The 18733-nt window shown below is 56.5% G+C and carries 24 protein-coding genes and 1 tRNA gene; 3 read left to right on the top strand and 22 right to left on the bottom strand.

The genetic code is table 11. The annotated features are described in order from the left end of the window. From ACLL9E_RS05765 to ACLL9E_RS05745, 5 genes are all read right to left on the bottom strand, one after another. Nucleotides 1–487, bottom strand: a 487-nt coding sequence (locus ACLL9E_RS05765) for a hypothetical protein (protein WP_411290785.1), incomplete at its 3' end; no start/stop codon positions are given. Nucleotides 488–770: 283 nt separating this feature from the next. Then, entirely contained in the window at nt 771–1004 is a 234-nt protein-coding gene (locus ACLL9E_RS05760; RefSeq protein WP_411290784.1) for a transcriptional coactivator p15/PC4 family protein, read from the bottom strand. A 373-nt stretch (nt 1005–1377) separates the two neighbouring features. Continuing rightward, entirely contained in the window at nt 1378–1779 is a 402-nt protein-coding gene (locus ACLL9E_RS05755) for a hypothetical protein (protein ID WP_411290783.1), read from the bottom strand. A 415-nt stretch (nt 1780–2194) separates the two neighbouring features. Continuing rightward, the gene (locus tag ACLL9E_RS05750; protein WP_411290782.1) at nt 2195–3436 is read right to left on the bottom strand and encodes a tyrosine-type recombinase/integrase; all 1242 of its coding nucleotides are present in this window, start codon (nt 3434–3436) and stop codon (nt 2195–2197) included. Between the two features lie 172 nt (nt 3437–3608). Next, nucleotides 3609–3695, bottom strand: a tRNA-Leu gene (locus ACLL9E_RS05745). Between the two features lie 187 nt (nt 3696–3882). On the opposite strand from ACLL9E_RS05745, the gene ACLL9E_RS05740 reads away from it, so the two are divergent. Next, nucleotides 3883–4113 (top strand): hypothetical protein, encoded by a 231-nt coding sequence (locus ACLL9E_RS05740; RefSeq protein WP_411290781.1) that lies wholly within the window; start codon nt 3883–3885, stop codon nt 4111–4113. Here ACLL9E_RS05740 and ACLL9E_RS05735 read toward each other — a convergent pair. The 17 genes from ACLL9E_RS05735 to ACLL9E_RS05655 all read right to left on the bottom strand — a co-directional run bounded on the left by ACLL9E_RS05735 (nt 4107) and on the right by ACLL9E_RS05655 (nt 16617). Next, a complete protein-coding gene (locus ACLL9E_RS05735) occupies nt 4107–5168 on the bottom strand; it encodes a sigma-54 interaction domain-containing protein (RefSeq protein WP_411290780.1) in 1062 nt (353 codons plus the stop codon). The genes ACLL9E_RS05740 and ACLL9E_RS05735 overlap by 7 nt on opposite strands. Nucleotides 5169–5334: 166 nt before the next feature. Then, nucleotides 5335–6186 carry a flagellar motor protein MotB gene (locus tag ACLL9E_RS05730; RefSeq protein ID WP_411290779.1) on the bottom strand — a complete coding sequence of 284 codons (852 nt, stop codon included), beginning with the start codon at nt 6184–6186 and terminating at the stop codon, nt 5335–5337. Next, nucleotides 6186–7049: a flagellar motor stator protein MotA gene (motA, locus tag ACLL9E_RS05725; protein ID WP_411290778.1), complete on the bottom strand. Its 864-nt coding sequence runs from the start codon at nt 7047–7049 to the stop codon at nt 6186–6188. The genes ACLL9E_RS05730 and motA overlap by 1 nt, the downstream gene beginning before the upstream one ends. Before the next feature lie 84 nt (nt 7050–7133). Beyond that, the gene (locus ACLL9E_RS05720) at nt 7134–7964 is read right to left on the bottom strand and encodes a flagellin (protein WP_411290777.1); all 831 of its coding nucleotides are present in this window, start codon (nt 7962–7964) and stop codon (nt 7134–7136) included. 11 nt (nt 7965–7975) lie between these two features. Further along, the gene (locus ACLL9E_RS05715; protein WP_411290776.1) at nt 7976–9106 is read right to left on the bottom strand and encodes a FlgK family flagellar hook-associated protein; all 1131 of its coding nucleotides are present in this window, start codon (nt 9104–9106) and stop codon (nt 7976–7978) included. Further along, complete coding sequence (locus ACLL9E_RS05710) at nt 9090–9293, bottom strand: flagellar basal body protein (protein WP_411290775.1); 204 nt, start codon at nt 9291–9293, stop codon at nt 9090–9092. The genes ACLL9E_RS05715 and ACLL9E_RS05710 overlap by 17 nt, the downstream gene beginning before the upstream one ends. Further along, on the bottom strand, nt 9290–9562 hold the full coding sequence (locus ACLL9E_RS05705; RefSeq protein ID WP_411290774.1) for a rod-binding protein: 273 nt from the start codon (nt 9560–9562) through the stop codon (nt 9290–9292). The genes ACLL9E_RS05710 and ACLL9E_RS05705 overlap by 4 nt, the downstream gene beginning before the upstream one ends. Continuing rightward, nucleotides 9559–10647: a flagellar basal body P-ring protein FlgI gene (locus tag ACLL9E_RS05700; RefSeq protein ID WP_411290773.1), complete on the bottom strand. Its 1089-nt coding sequence runs from the start codon at nt 10645–10647 to the stop codon at nt 9559–9561. The genes ACLL9E_RS05705 and ACLL9E_RS05700 overlap by 4 nt, the downstream gene beginning before the upstream one ends. Continuing rightward, nucleotides 10647–11312 carry a flagellar basal body L-ring protein FlgH gene (locus tag ACLL9E_RS05695; protein ID WP_411290772.1) on the bottom strand — a complete coding sequence of 222 codons (666 nt, stop codon included), beginning with the start codon at nt 11310–11312 and terminating at the stop codon, nt 10647–10649. The genes ACLL9E_RS05700 and ACLL9E_RS05695 overlap by 1 nt, the downstream gene beginning before the upstream one ends. Next, nucleotides 11293–12081: a flagellar basal-body rod protein FlgG gene (gene flgG / locus ACLL9E_RS05690; RefSeq protein ID WP_411290771.1), complete on the bottom strand. Its 789-nt coding sequence runs from the start codon at nt 12079–12081 to the stop codon at nt 11293–11295. The genes ACLL9E_RS05695 and flgG overlap by 20 nt, the downstream gene beginning before the upstream one ends. Nucleotides 12082–12107: 26 nt before the next feature. Further along, on the bottom strand, nt 12108–12851 hold the full coding sequence (locus ACLL9E_RS05685; protein ID WP_411290770.1) for a flagellar basal body rod protein FlgF: 744 nt from the start codon (nt 12849–12851) through the stop codon (nt 12108–12110). Nucleotides 12852–12861: 10 nt separating this feature from the next. After that, nucleotides 12862–13689: a flagellar hook-basal body complex protein gene (locus ACLL9E_RS05680; protein WP_411290769.1), complete on the bottom strand. Its 828-nt coding sequence runs from the start codon at nt 13687–13689 to the stop codon at nt 12862–12864. A 2-nt stretch (nt 13690–13691) separates the two neighbouring features. Beyond that, nucleotides 13692–13991: a flagellar hook assembly protein FlgD gene (locus tag ACLL9E_RS05675; RefSeq protein WP_411290768.1), complete on the bottom strand. Its 300-nt coding sequence runs from the start codon at nt 13989–13991 to the stop codon at nt 13692–13694. Nucleotides 13992–14004: 13 nt separating this feature from the next. Continuing rightward, complete coding sequence (gene flgC / locus ACLL9E_RS05670) at nt 14005–14415, bottom strand: flagellar basal body rod protein FlgC (RefSeq protein ID WP_411290767.1); 411 nt, start codon at nt 14413–14415, stop codon at nt 14005–14007. Further along, nucleotides 14412–14753 carry a flagellar basal body rod protein FlgB gene (locus ACLL9E_RS05665; protein WP_411290766.1) on the bottom strand — a complete coding sequence of 114 codons (342 nt, stop codon included), beginning with the start codon at nt 14751–14753 and terminating at the stop codon, nt 14412–14414. Before ACLL9E_RS05665 ends, flgC begins: the two co-directional genes overlap by 4 nt. A gap of 152 nt (nt 14754–14905) precedes the next feature. Continuing rightward, nucleotides 14906–15499: a methionine biosynthesis protein MetW gene (metW, locus tag ACLL9E_RS05660; RefSeq protein WP_411290765.1), complete on the bottom strand. Its 594-nt coding sequence runs from the start codon at nt 15497–15499 to the stop codon at nt 14906–14908. Further along, a complete protein-coding gene (locus ACLL9E_RS05655) occupies nt 15496–16617 on the bottom strand; it encodes a homoserine O-acetyltransferase (RefSeq protein ID WP_411290787.1) in 1122 nt (373 codons plus the stop codon). Before ACLL9E_RS05655 ends, metW begins: the two co-directional genes overlap by 4 nt. A 111-nt stretch (nt 16618–16728) precedes the next feature. Here ACLL9E_RS05655 and hisC point away from each other — a divergent pair, with 111 nt between their 5' ends. Together hisC and ACLL9E_RS05645 are read left to right on the top strand one after the other, a co-directional pair. Then, complete coding sequence (gene hisC, locus ACLL9E_RS05650) at nt 16729–17826, top strand: histidinol-phosphate transaminase (protein ID WP_411290764.1); 1098 nt, start codon at nt 16729–16731, stop codon at nt 17824–17826. Then, nucleotides 17826–18731 carry a prephenate/arogenate dehydrogenase family protein gene (locus tag ACLL9E_RS05645; RefSeq protein WP_411290763.1) on the top strand — a complete coding sequence of 302 codons (906 nt, stop codon included), beginning with the start codon at nt 17826–17828 and terminating at the stop codon, nt 18729–18731. The genes hisC and ACLL9E_RS05645 overlap by 1 nt, the downstream gene beginning before the upstream one ends. Nucleotides 18732–18733 lie beyond the last annotated feature (2 nt).

The raw sequence follows: 18733 nt of genomic DNA, 5'->3' as shown, positions 1-18733 counted from the left end.
CTTTAATGACATAGCCGACTACCGTCACAAGATTTGCCAGATATAGCCCAGGATTTTGTTCATGCGCTTTGGCAGTGCCTCCGACGCGGGTCGTCTTGATTGCTCCCTTTTTATATCGGCTGCCGGATACGCGCTCTATCCAGCGTTGCACCCGTTTCCCTTGCCAGATGTAGCCAGCCGGTAAGTGCAGCAAGATATGCACATGGCCCCCGATGATTACGCCATGCTCCCGCGACCAAATATAGGCAATCTCGCCAACCGTTGTTTTACGCACATGGTCGCGCAATAGCGTTATCAGTCTGCCAATGGCTTTCGCAGCGTCGGCATCTGCTATGCCTTGTCGCTCCAGCCGGACGGTCAAATGTCGGGTTAGGGGCTTGCCAATGTTCAACGCACATTGCGCCGCTGCTATCAGGTCTTGGGCTTGTCGAAGTGTCAGATAATCGCTTGTTGCCGTCGTTCGATTGCCAGCCCCGCCATGCTTCAATAATGGCTGTTTCCCGTTAAGTAGGCGCACACGAATAACTATAGCTTAAATTGCAAGGCCCATGCCAAAGCTGGGAATCGGCTGGTTTGTGCGGGCTTAGCGGGCTGCCGCTGTTAGTCAGCCGCGAATGATAAAATTGCTTCATGTGATAAATATTCCAATGGCTTTGAGAACATACTCCCCCCAGCGTTCCCATGTTCAAGCGCACAAGAGGGAACAACAGACATTTAGGTAAAAAAGGGGAGTGACGTCGAAGCCACCCCCTCAATTTATTTAAATGCGCCTAGCGGCTGGTAAGCGCCGCTGGGTCGATTGTTGCGAGATATGCCCCCAGTGCCTCATGCAGTTCGGGAAGGGCGTGTAGCGGTATCGTGACGCCTTGCCTTGTCGGTTTCAAAGCCTCACCATCGGGATACCATTTGCGGAAATTGGCAAAGATCTTTCCGTTGTGCTGGTTAATCTGCACAAGCACGGTATCGCCGCGCTGGGGAAATGATAGCAGGGTTTGAGCGCTCATCCTGCACCCCCTTGGCGATAGCGTTGATACGCGGCGTTTACGGGCAAAGCGTATTCGGCTGGGGTGCAACTATCACCCTTCGCTTCGTTATCCTGAAACGGCGTTCCCTCGCACCCGTTTGGAACCTTCCCGGCAACAATAGCCACGGCCTCCACGTTCGGCATTGAACGCCAGTTATCAGGAAGCCTTGCGGCGTCTCTAGCTGCCAACCAAGCAGGGGCATTTCCCTGCAATGGTCGAAATGGCCAAAGTGCACAATGGACCACCGGACATGTTGCCGTTTGCTGCCTCCAGTTACCGGCGGCCTCGGTGTCATATGTGCAATCTTTGCACTTGCTGGCTATCGCTTGCCTTGGCGAAGTCGCGCGGCCCTTCATGCTGCACCGCCGATAATCTGGCATGGGGTGTGTAGCACATAGCGACCATGCCAGCCGCCGTCATGGGGTTCGCGCAATGTCTCGATTTCCAGCCCATAATCATGGCGCAGCGTGTGGACATAAGCCCCCAATCGATAAGCCCAGCTTGATAACTCCAAAGCTGTAACACCCTTGCTGCCAGCGCTTATCAGTGCTGCCAACGCCCGTCTCGGTTGCCGCGCGCCAATGGCAATACGTCCGGCCGGTGTTTCGACCGTCAAAGCATTTTGCTTGCCCCTGCAACTATTTTGGGAGTAATCGGCGAAAGTTGCATTGCTGCGAAGTTTTGTAACACCTGCGAAGCCGGATTCCGCTGCAACGGGTCCGGCTTCATTTGGTTTGCAGTGCGGTATCATCATGCGGCACCCCCTGACAGACTCGCAAGCCACGCTTCAGCGTCGGTAACTCGTATGCGGGTCGATGCGCCAATCTTGATTGTGCGGAGGCTTCCCAACTTCCGCTGCCTGTAAAATGCGGTGTGAGATATTTGGTAGCGCTCTTTGAATTGAGCAACTGTCAGCAATTCTTGACTCATAGTGGCTTACCTTTCTTCAACTTGCCGGCCCAACAATACGTCCGGACTTCCTAAAAACGCGGGCGGAATTACCCACGTTAAGAAATCTTACCGAAACTTCGCATTGTTATGCTGACAGGCTGGGATTTGGTTTTGCCCTATTCACTGCTATCGCAGGATATACCTACCCCTTTTGTTCTTGGCAAGTGTAGAACACGAAAACTAGTCGCCAGCCTGTGGACAAGTACGGGAATAGAGGCTTACTGGGCATTTCCGTGCGAACGCGATGCCTGCATATCGAAAGGTAGCACAGTCGCACCCGTTTTAAGCGTGTCTAGATAATCGCTCCACCATTGCATCATTCGCACCCGCTCGGTCCAATATGTGCCACGGTTATAAATGGCGCGGATTGCGTCGGCGTCCTTATGGGCAAGCGCCTTTTCGATAGCGTCTTTATTCCATTTGCCAGTTTCGTTGAGGAATGTTGAAGCCGTTGTACGAAAGCCGTGCGGTGTCACTTCATCCGAACCAAAGCCCATGCGCCTGTATGCCTGATTAAGTGTGTTTTCGCTTATCGGTCCCTTCTTGCCTTGGCCTCGGAACATATACTCTAGCCCAGCGCTATGCCGCTCCAATTCGCGCAATAAGGTTACGGCTTGGGCAGATAATGGCACGGCATGGGGTTTCCGCATTTTCGTGCGTTCGGCTGGTATCAGCCATACGGACTTGTCGAAGTCTATTTCCTGCCATTGGCCCAGCCGCAATTCGCCCGGTCTAAGCATCAAATGGGGAAGCAACTGCACTGCAATCTGCACGATGGCTTGTCCGGTGTAGGTATCAGCCGCGCGCAAAAATTCACCCATGCGCTTGGGGTTCAATATCGCTTCCCTATGCTTGACCTTGGGAGCCGACAGGTTGCCGGACAACAGGCGCGCTGGGTCGTCGCTGCACTTGCCTATACCTACCCCATAGCGAAACACACGGCTGGCAAAGGCGCGAGTGCATTTGGCAGTTTGCCGGTGGCCCTTGGCCTCCAGTTTCCGCAATGCCGCCATAAGCTCAATCGGCTTAATGTCACATAACGGCGTGTTGCCCAGCGTCGGTGTAAGGTGTGACAGGAAAAAATACTGTTTATCGACTGTCGCCTTTGCCTTGCCCTCGCTCTCGTATTTTACCCGAATGTAATCCGCTGCCACATCGCCAAAGGTATGCCCCGCATTGACCTTGCGTTCCAGCCTGTCCAGCCGCTTTTCGCGCGCTGGGTCGATACCGTCTTTAACTTGTTTCCGGCGTGCATCGCGTTGGTCTCTTGCATCCTGCAAGGTCGTTGCGGGATATGCGCCCAGCGCCAAGCGCTTTTCCTTGCCCCCTATGCGGTATTTGAAGCGCCACAGCTTTGAGCCGTTAGGGAAGACTTCGAGATAAAGCCCCTTTTCGTCTGCCTTGCGGTAAGACTTATCTAGCGGGTGCATCGCTGCAATCTGCAAAACTGTTAGTGGCATAAATCCCCCAAAGTTCGATTTAGCGATATGCCCCCAAATATGCCCCCAAAAGAGACGGGCTAGGAAAGAACAAAAGGGAATGCCTAACGCTGGATAGGCATAATAATTGGCAGAAAACCAATGGTTTTGCAAGATGTTTGGGAATAACGAAAAACAGCCAAAAACGGCTGTCTGGTGCGGCCAAGAAGACTCGAACTTCCACGGGCTTTCGCCCACAACGACCTCAACGTTGCGCGTCTACCAATTCCGCCATGGCCGCACGCGCCTCGACAGGTAGGAGGCGGCCCCTAGCAAAGCCCGCAGATTGGCGCAACAGACATTATCGGTGCTAATCGGCCGGGATGTTGTCGCAATTCGGTACAGAATTAAATGCGGCGGGCAATTGGTCGTAAGTTTGATCAATGCGCACGCCTCCAAACTCAACTAATACTTGTCCTTGTTGGTAAATGCGTCGTTTACCATATCATATGCTCGCGCCCGCGATATTGTTACTGGTTGCAGCAACCAGCGCTGATGATGCAGCGACCTCTGCGCGCCGCTCAACGCATATTGCGACCGCAAGTGTCACGATCATTCAGGCCGAACGCATCACGCCCGCGCGCGACACAACGGCAATGCGTAAGCAGGACCGAGAAATTCGCAGACGTGATGAAAAGCCGCTTATAGAATTTCATTGAGCTGCGATGCGATCGACGCCATATTTGCGCATCTTTTCGATTAATGTGGTCCGTTTAAGCGTCAGCAAGCGCGCAGCCTCCGAAATCACACCATCTGCATGACCGAGCGCCGTTTGGATGCGCTCCAATTCAATGCTCTCAATTTGCGCCTTCAAATCGATGGGTCCGTCGCTTTTCTGGGCTGGAGTAGGTTGGAAGACAGGAGCGAGGTTGGGCATAGTTGCAGGCGCTCGCGAATTGGATATGCGCGGCGGCGTACGACCGAGCAACTGGTCAACGCCGAAGGCATCAATTGTTTCACCATGAAACAGCACGTTCGCGCGTTCGACAATGTTGCGCAGTTCGCGCACGTTACCTGGCCAGTTGTGCGACCGGAGCCGCTCAATCGCTGTGTTATCAAAATGGCACTTGCCAGCAGCATCCTTACCGCGCTGAAAATGGGATATAAGCTGGGGTATGTCGCCGGTGCGTTCGGCAAGCGTTGGCACATGAAGCAGAACGACGCCCAAGCGGAAAAATAGGTCCTCGCGAAAGCGGCCATCGGTGATGGCCTGTTCGATATTCTGATGGGTTGCCGAAATGATGCGGACGTCGACAGGCAAGGCGCTGTTGCCGCCTACGCGCGATACCAGGCCATCTTCAAGAACGCGCAGCAGCTTAACCTGCATGTCAAAACGCATGTCGCCTATTTCGTCCAGAAACAGCGTGCCTTTATCGGCGTTTTCAAAGTGGCCCGTCCGCCGAGCCTGCGCCCCAGTAAAGGCGCCGCGTTCATGCCCAAACAGTTCAGATTCGATGAGCTCGGCCGGAATAGCGCCGCAGTTTAGCGCGACATATGGTTTCGCCGCCCGCGTGCCGCTGGCGTGAATGGCACGGGCAACAACCTCTTTGCCCGAACCTGATGCCCCGCAGATCATGACGGACGCAGATGAATTGGCCACCCGGCGCACCATATCGCGCAGCATGTTCATTGGCTGGCTATCGCCGATCAAATATTCTTCAATCGTGGACGGTTTGGCAGATGCTGTATTGGCCAGAATAGTACTCAAGCTCATCAGATTTTCCCAACAAATGGACGGGTTGGGGCTGGTTTTGGCCAACATGGTAAACAGAATGTTAACCGCAGAAACCCAAAACGTTTATCGTTCTAATATGGGTTGCAGTTGTTACCAGAATGCTATTTTTTCAGACTATTGTATCCGATTTGGATGTACAATCATGTTATGAAACGGTGCGCCAACCAAGCGTGAGCGACATGCGGCGGTTGCGTGGGTCATACGGATTTTTTGGAAAATAGGGTTCTCGCTCAGCTACGCCTTCAATCCGCAGGAATTGGGAATCGGATATCCCGGACCGAACCAAATAAGCGCGCGTTGCTTCTGAGCGGGCGGCAGAAATTTGCCAGTTGTTTGTGCCAAGTCCCGGGGAGACGCGTTGAGCATCGGTGTGCCCGCGAATGATGAGGCCGTTGGGTAAGCCACGCAATGTGCCGGCAACTTGCCCAAGCAAATTGATCGCGTCCGGCGTTAAGATGTCGGTGCCGGAGATAAACATCGAAAAATTTGCTTCATCGATAAGGTCAATGCGCATGCCCTCGCGCGTTTCGGTAAAACGCAAATTGCGGGCAAAGCGCCGCATTGCTTTATCTGTCGTCACCTTTTGAATGAGTTGTTCGCGCAGCTTTCGGAAATTTGCCTTGTCCTGCACAAGGCCCGAGGCTTCTTTCGGGCCACCCGATGCATCACGGGGTATCGTCATGCTTTTGGTCCCGGTCTGGCCAGCGCGGTTAAGATATTTATCGACCGAGGTGATCGAGTCGCCACCAAAGAAACTCGTCCCGCCGGCACTGTCCTGTTTGCTGGCAATCAAAGTGGGCGCGAAATAATCGGCAAGGGCCTTGCGCTGTTTTTCAGTCGTTGCGCCAAGCAACCACATCAAAAGAAAGAACGCCATCATTGCAGTGACAAAGTCGGCATAGGCAACTTTCCACGCGCCACCGTGATGACCGCCATGCGGGGCTTCGTAGATTTTTTTGACGATGATTGGCCGAACTGGCGCAATTGGCCTCGCCATTAGCGGCCCCGCATCCCGTCGAAGACTTCTGCAAAGCTTGGCTGATTGGAATGTTCGATCCCCGAACGCGCAGCTTCGATGACCAATGGTTGCGGGTGACCATGCAACGAAGCGATGATCATTTGTTTGACCACATGGTAGATCGCGGCGTCGGCCTCAATCACCTGACGTGCGCGGTTGGCAAAGGGGCCGACAAGCCCATATGCCAACAACACGCCCAAAAAGGTGCCGACCAGTGCGGACCCGATCATTCCGCCCAGGATCGCAGGCGGCTTATCGATAGAGCCCATTGTCTTCACAACGCCAAGCACCGCCGCCACGATGCCAAGCGCCGGAAGCGCATCGGCAAGCCCCTGCAAGCCGTCCGCTGGCTTGATACAATGGTGGTGATGGTTTTTGATGGCATTATCCATCACTTCTTCGACCGCATGCGGATCAAGCGTGCCTGACGAAACAACGACGAGCCGCAAGGTATCGCAGATGAGATGGATGAGCGTCTTGTCTTTTAAAAGCTTTGGATATTCGTTGAATATAGCTGAGTTGGCTGGATCCTCGATATGCGGCTCAACCGCAATCGGGCCATCGACTTTGAGCATTTTCATCAGCTTGGCGACGAGGAAAATACAATCGAGATAATCCTGCTTGCCATGCTGGGGGCCTTTGAACACCTTGGTCAGGCCGCCACCTAAAGCCTTCAGATCGTTGACCGAGTTGCCGATGATAAGCGCGCCTGCACATGCTCCGCCAATGATCAGCATTTCGTGTGGCAATGCGTGCATCACGGGCGCAAGATTGCCACCGGTCAACGCAAAACCGCCAAACACCATCACGAGCAAGACAATGATACCGACGATGGCTAACATGAAAAATCTTACTCCTGCGTGAGATGGGCGGTTTGATGAACGGCAGGTAGTTAAACGGCAGAAGAGCCCGATTATTGCGTTTATCTAGCGAAGAAAATCCATGAGGGTCCGCCTGTTAATGCGCGCAAATGCGGCCTGCGCCGCCTCAAGCGTCAACGTCATGCCGTTAAGGTCAGCAATGGCCGTTGTGAGATCGGTATCTTCAAGCTTTGACCGTTCCTCGCGCACAGTGATAGCGCGTACTGCTGCCTTTTCCTGAAGCCGATCAAGCCGCGCAGCGTTAATGCCGACTTCGGCCTGAGCATCGGCGACATGGTTGATCGCACCGCCAATCGCGGTGAGCGCATTGCCGGTTAGCGTAACGTCTCCTGCCTCAATCGCAGAAGCCGCATCACGCACGATCTGGCTAATCGCAACGCCGCCCGTTTCAAATATGTCCTGCCGTGTAGGAACGGGCGCAAAGGCGATGTCGTCATCAAAACGGATGGCATTGGCGCTAATGTTTGCAAATAGGGGTTCGCCAGTGGACGTTTTCACCAACGACATCGCATCGATTTCGTCGGCCAAGGCACGCATTTCCAGCGCAATTGCCGCACGGCTATCTGGGTTAAGGCCAGAATTTGCGCCGGATACCGTCAGTTCCTGGGACCGCGCCAGAAGGTCCGACATGTTGCGCAACTGGCCATCAGCTTGCGCAGCCAAACTGATGCCAAGGTTGATATTGCGCGCGCGCGCCGAATCGTTGGCCTGCGTACGGTTTAATTCCGCAATGCGTGATGTGGCCGCAGGATCATCAGACGCCCGCTGAAGCCTATTGCCCGTCGACACTTGCGCTTGCTTGTTTGCAATCTGGGACGCCAGTCGGGACTGGCGCGAAATTTCCTGAGTCATCCGGTTTCCGGTTGCGTTAATCATCGCATCAGCCTTCAGAATATGTTGAGCATGGTTTGCATGGTTTCGCGTGCGACCTGAATAGTGCGTGCGGCGGCTTCATAAGCTTGCTGAAACCGCAAGAGATCGGCGGCTTCGCGGTCGAGATCGACCGCGCCGATTGCGTCGCGCGCGGCAAATGCACCATCGCGCCGTCCACTGGCGGCGGCTTCCTGCGCCCGCGCTGCGGCGGTTGCCTGCGCCTGCTGTGCGACGAAGGCAGTGATATTCTGTTCAATGCCGCTGCTGGCGCGGACCGTATTGAACGCAAGCATGTTTCCGTTGCTGCTCGCTGCGTTGGCGGTCGCAACTTCGCTCGTGTCGAGCGCAGCAGCTGTCATATTTGCTGCTGAGCCGGTAAAATTGAACAGTGCCGCGCCGGGATTTCCATTTGCGTCAAAGCCGGCTTGATGCGCACCGTTGAGGGCGCTGCTCAAATTTGCCGCAAGTGAATCCAACCCTGCGCGTTGGTTTGAGATATGGGTCGCAGCATCAGACAGACCTGCCAGTCGGCCCGATGCAATTTGAAGCGAAGTGGCTGGTGCAATGCCGAACGACAGAAGGCCGCCAGCAGAAACGCTCAGCGTGACTGTAGCTAGATAATCGCCATCGACCAAAGGATCGCCTGATGGCGTTCGGACGATGGCAGCATTGCGCGCATCATACGTGACATTGACGTCGATCGCAGCGGCGATGTTACCCACCAGACGATCACGCTCGTCCAGCAAGGTGGCTTCATTGGTTGATCCCGTACGTGCACGGCGAAGCCCATCATTGACTCTCGTCAGCGCGGACAAATCGGTGTTCAATTGGTCGACGGCGCTTTGGGCTTCGGTTGCAACGCCATTGGCCGCAGATGCCAGTGAGGCGGAGGTGCGCCGAAACGCGCTTGCACTTTCGTCAACGCTCGAGAGGAACTGACTGCGTAATGTGGGGTCATTTGGATTGGCGCTAAGCTGATCTGCAGTCGCGAATATCGCGGTCACACTGCCGCTTATGCTGTCGCCACCATTGTCGAGTGCGCTTTCGGTAACCGATAGCCAGTCCAAACGGGCCGACTGGCGGGCCGCTTCGCCTGACGCGGTACGCGCATCGTCCAGCAGCCATTGGTCAATCTCGCGCGTCACGCCCGCCGCCAGGACGAAGGCTGTTGCGCGACAGGACGAGGTCGCCGGCCGCCGGTGCTTCCTCAAGTCGCACAGTTCGGCGGACATAGCCGTCGGTCTGCGCATTGGCGATGTTGTCGCCAACCACAGACAGCGCTCGGCTGTAGGCCTTTATGCCTGACGCACCAATGGCGAGGAGGTCGCTCATGACTTTGGCCCAAGTTGTTTTTCGACGAGGTCGGCAATACCGAACTGGCGCAGAGAGGCCATGCTATCGGCAACGCGCGCGTCGGCCATTTCGCGGAAGTTGTCCGTGGCGCTTGAACCCATTATGTCTTCGCCAAGCTTTGCCTTGCGCATGCTCGCCATCATCTGGCGCAGCATCACTGCTTCAAATGCTTCAGCGGCCTTGCGCAATTGCGGGTCGGGCTTGGGCGACGCCGCGCCCGGCGCGGTTTTTGGCGTGAGCGCAATCATATCACCACAAGCTCCGCGCTTAATGCACCGGCCTGCGACAACGCCTCCAATATGGCAACGAGATCGCCTGGGGAGACATTAAGCTTGTTAATCGCGTTGACGATGTCCGACAGCGAGGCGCCCTTGTCCCACAGGAACGCGGGCTCGCTTTTCTCTTCAATACTTATGTCGCTCGACTGTTCGACCGTTGTTTCGCCAGCGCTAAAGGGGGCAGGCTGAACCACGACCGGATTCTCGTCGACGCGCACGGTCAATTTGCCGTGGCTGACGGCGGCTGGGCCGACCCGGACTGCCCCGTTGATAACCACAGTGCCAGTGCGCGCATTGACGATGACGCGCGCAGGCGGTGCCGCACGTTTAATCTCGATATTCTCGATGACGCCCATCAGGCGAATACGCGCTTCACCGCCGACGGGTGTGTTGATGCGGATGGAGGCACCGTCGACTGCTTGTGCAGCGCCTGTGCCCAGCTGGCGGTTGATGGCGTCGGCGACCAGCCCGGCATTGCTAATGTCAAACTGAGACAGATTGAATGTCAGGCTTTCCGATTGCGCAAATCCGGTATCAACGCTGCGTTCGACCGACGCGCCGCCGCTGATGCGTCCTGCGGATGGAATGTTCACCGACAATTTTGATCCATCGGCCGCGTCAACGCCAAGTCCGCCGACAACCAGATTGCCCTGCGCTATCGCATAAATCTCGCCATCCGCGCCATATAAGGGCGCCATGACCAATGTGCCGCCGCGCAGGGACTTTGCCTTGCCCAAAGCGGAAACGGTAATATCGAGCCGCTGGCCGGGCTTTGCAAAGGGCGGAAGTTCGGCGGTGATGAGCACTGCGGCTGCATTTTTCAGCGCCGGATTGATTCCGGCGGGAAGGTTGATGCCAAAGCGCGATACTGCGCCTTTTACGCCTTGCGTTGCGTAATCGAGGCTATCGTCGCCCGTGCCCGCAAGGCCAACGACGACGCCATAACCTGTCAACTGGTTGGCACGAAGCCCTTGGAACTGGCCAATATCCTTAATGCGCTCGGCATGTGCCGCCGGGGCAAGTAACAAGGTGATCAGGATGAAGAGCGCGCGCATCAGAACGGACTTATCTTTGAGAAGAAACGCTGCAACCAACCCTGCTGGCTGGCGCGCGCAATCTCGCCCTTGCCGGTGTAGCGAATATTTGCAGCAGCTACCCGCGTTGAAAGTACGCGGTTATCGACGCTAATGTCTGCGGACCGGACGATGCCGGAAAACTGCACATTTTCATCACCGCGGTTGAGCGTGAGGAATTTCTCACCCTGCACCAGCATATTGCCATTGGGATAAACGGCAGCAACGGTCACACTTAATTCTCCGGACAAGGCATTTGACTGGGCGGTTTCACCTTTTCCCTTAAACGACTGATCGCCGCCCATATTTACATCACCAGCGTCAAGCAGGCTTAGCGGCCCGCTCACCGGCGGGCTCAGGCCAATATTGCCGTTGCGGCCAGTGGTCGCGCTGTTGCTTTTGGTGGCGCTCGTGCGCTCGACCAAAGCTATGGTCAGAATGTCGCCAACTCGGCTCGCCCGCGCGCCTGATGTCAGCGCGCTGAAACGATCGGCCTGAAATATGGCACCGTTTGCGTTCGCTGGCGTTGGAGTAGCAGGAAGCGTGGGGCCGTAATCGGGCGCGACAGCCTTGCCCTTGCCCGCGTGTGCGCTTATCGGAAGCGCAAGCAAGGCCAGCGCGATGATGCTATAGCGTTTGCGTGGCATTGCGCATCATTTCGTCGGTCGCCTGGATCATTTTGGAATTGACCTCATAAGCGCGCTGCGTTTCGATCATGTCGACCAGTTCCTCGACCACGTTGACGTTGCTTGCCTCAAGCACGCCTGATCGCAAGCCGCCTCGGCCCTCGGCCCCCGGCGCGCCCACTTGCGGCGCACCCGATGCCGGGGTTTCAAGCAGCAGGTTATTGCCAATCGATTGAAGCCCGGCCGAGTTGGTAAAGCGCGCAAGTTCAAGCTGCCCGATAGCGGTGACGTCCGACTGGCCGGCCACCTGCGCAGATACTGTGCCATCGGTCCCAATGGATATGGCCGTTGCGCCTTGTGGGATCTGGATTTGGGGCTGAACCGGCATGCCGTCGCTGGTCACCAATGTGCCCTCGGCCGAAAGGTTGAAGTCACCTGCACGCGTGTAGGCATTTCGGCCATCGGGCATCTGCACCTGGAAATAGCCAGCACCTTCAACCGCGAGATCAAGGCTGTTGCCTGTCGTGGTTAGCGTCCCTTGCGTGTCGATGCGCGCGGTGCCGTTAATTTGAACACCGGTGCCAAGGTTCGTGCCGATGGCATATTTGTTTTCCGCCGAAGAAGCAGAACCGGCCACCGTCATTGCCTGATAGGCCAGCGTTTCAAAACTGGCGCGGTCACGTTTAAAACCAACGGTGTTTACGTTGGCAAGATTGTTGGCGATGACCTGCATCCGCATATTCTGCGCATCAAGGCCGGTACGCGCAACGTGGAGTGCTCCATTAGACATCGGGTTTCATCCTCTTTTCAATCAGTTTATTGCGAAAGCGACATCAGGTCGCTGGTAGCGGCATCCATGTCGCGTGCGTCACCAAGCATTTTCAGTTGCGTATCCCATGACCGGCTGGCTTCAATCATTTCGACCAAAGCTTCGGTTGCGCTGACGTTCGAGCTTTCAAGGCTTCGGGTCGTCACGCGGGCATCGGGGTCAGCGGGAAGTGTCCCGCCGCCGCGCACGCGGAACAATCCGTCCACGCCTTTGACGACGTCGGACCCAGCCGGACTGACCAATGCCAACTGGTCGACTTGCTGCGGTTGCGCCGGGTCGCCGCCGATGGGCACGATCCAGACACGCCCCTGCTCGTCGATATTGATGCTGTCAGAAGGCGGCAAGGTCAGTGGGCCTTGCGACGCCTGAACGGGCCGTCCATCGCCTGTGGTGAGTAATCCGCTCGCCGACAGCGTCAGGTCGCCGCGACGTGTATAGCCCAACTCTCCATTTTCCGCCTGCACGGTCAGCATGCTATCGCCTGACAACGCGATATCGAGATCGCGTCCCGTGCTCGTAACCGTACCGGCTGTCATGTCGGCAGCCTGCACCTCTTCGGATGAAAAGGCGCGGGTGTCGAGCTGCTGGCCATCGAGCCACAGTGCTTGAGCCTCGGCCAAATCGGCACGGAAGCCAGGCGTATTGGCATTGGCCAGATTGTGCGCAATCGCCGTCTGCCGGGCCATGGCTCCGCGCATTGCCGTAAGGCTGGTATAGATCAGGCGGTCCATATGTTAGCCCTTAACGAATGGCCACAATGGCCTGCGTCATGTTCGACGCGGTTTCGATGGCCTTTGCGTTTGCCTGAAAATTGCGCTGCGCCGAGATCAATGCGACCAGTTCTTCGGTCACATCAACATTGGCCCGTTCCAGCGCGCCGGAGCGAACCGAGCCCAATGGGCCATTGGTTGCTGCGTCAATCGCAGGCGGGCCGCTGTCTCCGGTCGACTGCCAATGGCTGTCGCCAACAGGCCGAAGTCCTTCTTGGGCAGTAAAGCTTGCCATTGCAACCTTGCCAAGTTTCTCTTCGGAGCCGTCGCTATAAGTTGCGGTTACAAGTCCATCGATCCCGATGGACACGTTGATGAGCGGGACAGTCGGATCTAAAGGCGAGCCGCTGGGCAAAACGAAATCGGTTGCGCTGGCAAGCGTGGCCGATGTTACAGCCCCGTTGGCGTCGACGGGCAACAGTTGCAACGTAGAACCTATCGTATCGACAACCTGGCGGTTTGCATTCACTTGAAACGCACCGTTGCGGGTATAAGTCACGGCCTGGCGCGGGGGGTCGCCCCGGGTCACGAAAAATCCTTCACCGGCAACCGCGAGGTCGAACGTTTTGTCGGTACCCTCAAGCGTGCCTTGGGTGAACTGCTGGACAACGGCGTTTAGCCGTACGCCTTGGCCCGCTTGCATCTTAGTGCTTTGCGAGGGCGATGCTGCAAAAAGGTCGCCGAACTGCGCACGGCTTCTTTTGAAGCCGGTCGATCCCACATTGGCAAGGTTATTGGATATCACCGACAAGTCGGTCTGCGCCCCTTTAAGGCCGGATAATGAAGTATAGAATGACATGTTTATTCTCCCATTGGACGAGGTGTGGAGGCGGCTTTGATGTCCGCGAGCAAGGCGGTTTGTTGCCCGATTTGCGTAGAGATCGATTTCAGCGCGATGTTCATTTCCGAAATCCCGGCCACGCTTGAAAACTGGGCCATTTGCGCGACCATCGCTTGGTTATCGACTGGACTGAACGGGTCTTGTTCTTTCAGTTGCGTCGTCATCAGCCGCAGGAAATCGGTCTGACCCAATTTCTTTTCGGCCATGTCTTTCGACAACACGGGCAGGTTTTTTGAATTTACAGGGGCTATGCTGGTCATGGTTTAATCACTTTCATTGGCCAAGGCGCAGGGTTTCGCTGATCAGGCCTTTTGCCGTGGCAAGGACCTGGACATTGTTTTGATATTGCCGGGAGATCTCGAGCATCTCGACCATTTCGGCGGTGCTATCGACAGCGGCTTCCCAGATATTGCCATCTTGATCGGCAAGTGGATGGCTTGGGTCGTGGCGCTTTACGGGCGCCGTGGTGCTGGTGTCGATGCGGTCGACCTGCACCGTCGCGCGGCCCACTTCGCCCATGACGGTGCGGAACACAGGCTTCATCGCGCGGAACGCTGTGGCCTCGCTGCCGGATACAGTGCCTGCATTGGCAAGGTTTGAAGCCGATGTATTCATCCGGACCAGCTGCGCTGCCATAGCGCGTCCGCTGATATCGAAGAGCGAGAGATTTTGGGCCATCGTCATTCACCCTTGAGCGCGCGGCTGAGCGTGCCAATGCGACCCTGCAGGAATGACAGGCTTGAACGATATGCGAGCGCGTTTTCGGCAAAGGCGGTCTGCTCGGTTGCCATCTCGACCGTATTGCCATCGAGCGAGGCCTGAAGCGGCACTCGGTAGCGCATCGCCCCGTCGGTTGATTGGCCATTTTCGGCCAGCTTTAATGCCGCGGAAAATTCTATGTCGCGCGCTTGGTATCCAGGGGTCGACGCGTTCGCGATGTTCGATCCCAAAACCGCCATGCGCTGCTCGCGCAATTTCAGCGCAGTCGCGTGAATTCCGAATATATTGTCCAAAGCCGGCATGGCCGTTCCTTTCGTTTGTGCATCACGCCCGAGGACGCGAATGAAAGGATTAGAGCAATAGCCGTGCCAATTTCAGAAAAATCGTTTAATTTGATGTATTTAAAAGAAAATCGTCATCGCGCTGACAGGCGCATGTCAAAATACTGACAGTGTTATTTCCGTCTCAAAAGGAACACCGCGTGCTGTGCGAGCAGATTGGCCAGTCGCTCATTGCGAGGCTTATCCCCGGACAGAAACCACTGACCTTCAATCGTGATTTGCCGGTCGTGCAGGAAGCTGCGGAAATCGTCGATTGTGACGTGGTGGATGTTTGGCGTGTCGTACCAACGATGCGGCAGCTGTTCGGTTACCGGCATCCGTCCGCCGAACATATGGGCAAAGCGGATGCGCCATTGCGCGAAGTTGGGGAACGACACAAAGGCCTCACGTCCGATCCGAACGAGATGGTCGAGAACGAGATCGGGCCTTTTGGTGGTCTGCAATGTCTGGCTGAGAATGGCATAGTCGAAACTGTCATCAGGGTAGTCCGCCAGGTCAGTATCAGCGTCGCCCTGCACAACCGAAAGCCCGCGCGCTACGGCGGTTGCAACATCGCGGGCATCAAGCTCCATCCCGCGCGCATCCGCTGCCTTGGTGTCGCGCAATGCCGCCAGCAGCAAGCCATCACCGCATCCAACGTCCAGTATACGGGCATTGGCGCGCACCTCTCTGGCGATGATGGCAAGGTCGGGACGAAGCGTGGTCACCTGCTTTCTCCTGCGCGCAAGAACCCGTCGACGATCCGGTTCATTTCCGGCGCGTCCAGCAGGAATGCGTCGTGACCAAAGGGGCTCGAAAGCTCGACAAAACTGGCCGCTGCGCCAGCCGCATTCAGCGCATGGACAATGCGTCGCGATTCCGCTGTCGGGTAAAGCCAGTCGCTGTCAAAGCTGATCAGGCAAAATCGCGTTCTCGTTCCTGCAAACGCCTGGGCCAGCACGCCATCATGTGGTTCTGCCAGATCAAAATAATCCATGGCGCGGGTGATGTAGAGATAGCTGTTGGCGTCGAAACGGTCGACAAAGCTCAGTCCTTGATGACGCAAATAGCTTTCAACCTGAAAATCGGCGTCAAAGCCAAAGCTTTTGGCATCCCGGTTTTGCAGACGACGACCGAATTTTTCCGTCAAGCCAGCTTCGGACAAATAGGTAATGTGCGCCGCCATGCGCGCAACAGCAAGGCCGGATGCGGGAGCCTCGCGCCCGTAATAGGCGCCATTGTTCCAGCGTGGATCGGCCATGATTGCCTGACGACCAACCTCGTGAAACGCGATGTTTTGCGCCGAATGCCGGGCGGTTGACGCGATGATGACTGCCGAGCGGACGCGTTCCGGGTACAAAGCGGCCCAGCTTAAAGCCTGCATGCCGCCCATCGATCCGCCGACCACGGCTTCCAAAGTTTCGATCCCCAAATGCTCAAGCAAAATCGCTTGCGCGCGAACCATATCGGCGATGGTGATAACGGGAAAACCCATGGCAAATGGCGCGTTCGTTGCCGGGTCGATACTGGCGGGGCCGGACGATCCCATGCAACTGCCCATGACGTTGATACTGATGATGCAATGGCGTGCCGGGTCAATCGGTTTGTCTGGGCCCACCATCCGCGTCCACCAGCCTGCCTTGCCAGTGACAGGATGCGTTGACGCCACATATTGGTCGCCCGTCAGTGCATGGCAGATAAGGATAGCGTTGGATTTGTCGGCATTCAACGACCCGTAGGTTTCATAAGCGAAATCGACTGGCGCAAATTCAGCGCCGCTGTCGAGCTTCACTGGCCCCAGCAGTCGTGTCTTCTTCTCGAGACCGAAACGCGCATCCCCTTGCATATCCATCGCCATATCAGCGTGTTCGCGCGAAACAACATAAAGTCTCAAAAATCCGGGCCGCTTTGTGGCGACACGTTGCGCTTCGGTGCCGCCGCCGCTATGGCCGCGGACATGAACGCACCTCAAGCCAAACCATGGATCGAAGCCATCAGTGCCTACACGCCCGGCAAAGCAAAGTCGGACGACGGCCGTGTCTTAATCAAACTGTCTGCGAACGAAAATCCGCTTGGTTGCAGCCCGGACGCCACGGCGGCTTTGGCGGAAAATAGCGCAACACTTGCGCGCTATCCCGACCCCGCCAGCACAATGCTGCGCGAGGCATTGGGGGTATTATATAACATTGAAAGCGACCAGATCGTCTGCGGCACAGGCTCGGATGAATTGTTGAACCTGATCGCGATGGGATATGCCGGCGCTGGCGATGATATCATTTATGTGCGTTATGGCTTTTCGGTATACGACATCGCTGCACGCAAGGCGGCGGCCAACGTCGTCGTCGCGCCAGACAAGGATTATGGCACCGATGTTGATGCGCTGCTGGCGCTGGTCACGGAAAAGACGCGCGTCGTTTTCGTCGCAAACCCGAACAACCCGACAGGCACCTGTTGCGATGACGCCGAAATCGCGCGCCTCCATGCTGGCTTGCCCGGCAATTGCGTGTTGGTGCTTGATCAGGCCTATGGCGAATATCTGGACGATGACGGCCCAGCCGCGTTTGAATTGGCGCGCCAGCATGACAATGTCCTGATTACCCGCACATTCTCCAAAATATACGGCCTTGCCGCCGAGCGGATTGGTTGGTGCTATGGCCATCCGGGCCTCATCGCGACGCTCAACCGTGTCCGCGCGCCGTTTAACGTGACGACAGCTGGCCAGGCAGCTGCAATTGCTGCGCTCGCCGACACCGACTTTGTCACGCGCAGTCGCCAACATAACGCCGAATGGCGCGACTGGATGGCGGCTGAGTTTGCGGCTTTGTCGAACCACGGATTGAAAGTCATTCCGTCATGGGCAAATTTCCTGATGATATTGTTTGAAGGCAAATGTAGCGCGGAAACCGCGTACAATGCACTGATGGCCGAGGGATATATCGTCCGCTGGTTGCCGGGTCAGGGTCTTGGCAGTGGCTTGCGGATTACCATCGGCACTGAATATGAGAATCGCGGTGTCATGGCTGCCTTGCGCAAGATTTTGGATGCCAACGCTTAATGCTCCCTTTCGCGCGCCTGACGATCATTGGACTTGGCCTTATTGGCTCGTCGGTTGCGCGCGCAGTCAGGGCGCAAATGCCGACGGTGCGTATCACGGGGCATGATGCCGACCCGGCTGTCCGCGAACGGGCGATAGAATTGGGGATATGCGACGATGTGACTGACACAGCCGGCGCATCAGTCACCGACGCCGATCTTGTCATTTTATGCGTTCCGGTGGGGGCAATGGGTGCAGTCGCCTCAGAATTCGCCGCTGACTTGCCTGCAGATGCTGTTGTGAGTGATGTGGGTTCGTGCAAGCAAAGCGTCGCAGAGGCGCTTGCAGCGGTTCTGCCCAACGCGATCATTATTCCCGCGCATCCCGTGGCGGGGACCGAAAAAAGCGGTCCCGATGCGGGGTTCTCGACCTTGTTCAAGGGCCGCTGGTGCATATTGACCCCGCCTGAGCATGCACCCGAAGCTGCGGTTGAACGCTTGCGCAGTTTTTGGCAGCGCCTAGGCGCTGACGTCGAGATTATGGACGCGCGCCATCACGATATGGTTTTGGCCGTGACGAGCCATTTGCCACACTTAATCGCGTACACCATTGTCGGCACTGCGGACGACCTGGAAGGCGTCACGCAGAGCGAAGTCATCAAATATTCGGCCGGTGGCTTTCGTGACTTCACACGGATCGCGGCGTCCGACCCAGTGATGTGGCGCGATGTGTTTTTGTCCAACAAGGACGCGGTGCTTGAGATGCTTCAGCGTTTCTCCGAGGACCTGAGCGTATTGCAGCGCGCGATCCGCTATGACAAGGGCGATGAATTGGAGGCGTTATTCGCGCGTACGCGCAATATTCGGCGGTCGATTGTCGAGCAGGGACAAGATGATGACGCGCCTGATTTCGGGCGCAAGCATTAGGA

The organism is Sphingorhabdus sp., from assembly GCF_046596595.1.
Taxonomy (GTDB): domain Bacteria; phylum Pseudomonadota; class Alphaproteobacteria; order Sphingomonadales; family Sphingomonadaceae; genus Sphingorhabdus_B.
Note: the sequence above shows the minus strand (reverse complement) of the source record. Positions and strands in the feature narration are given on the sequence as shown.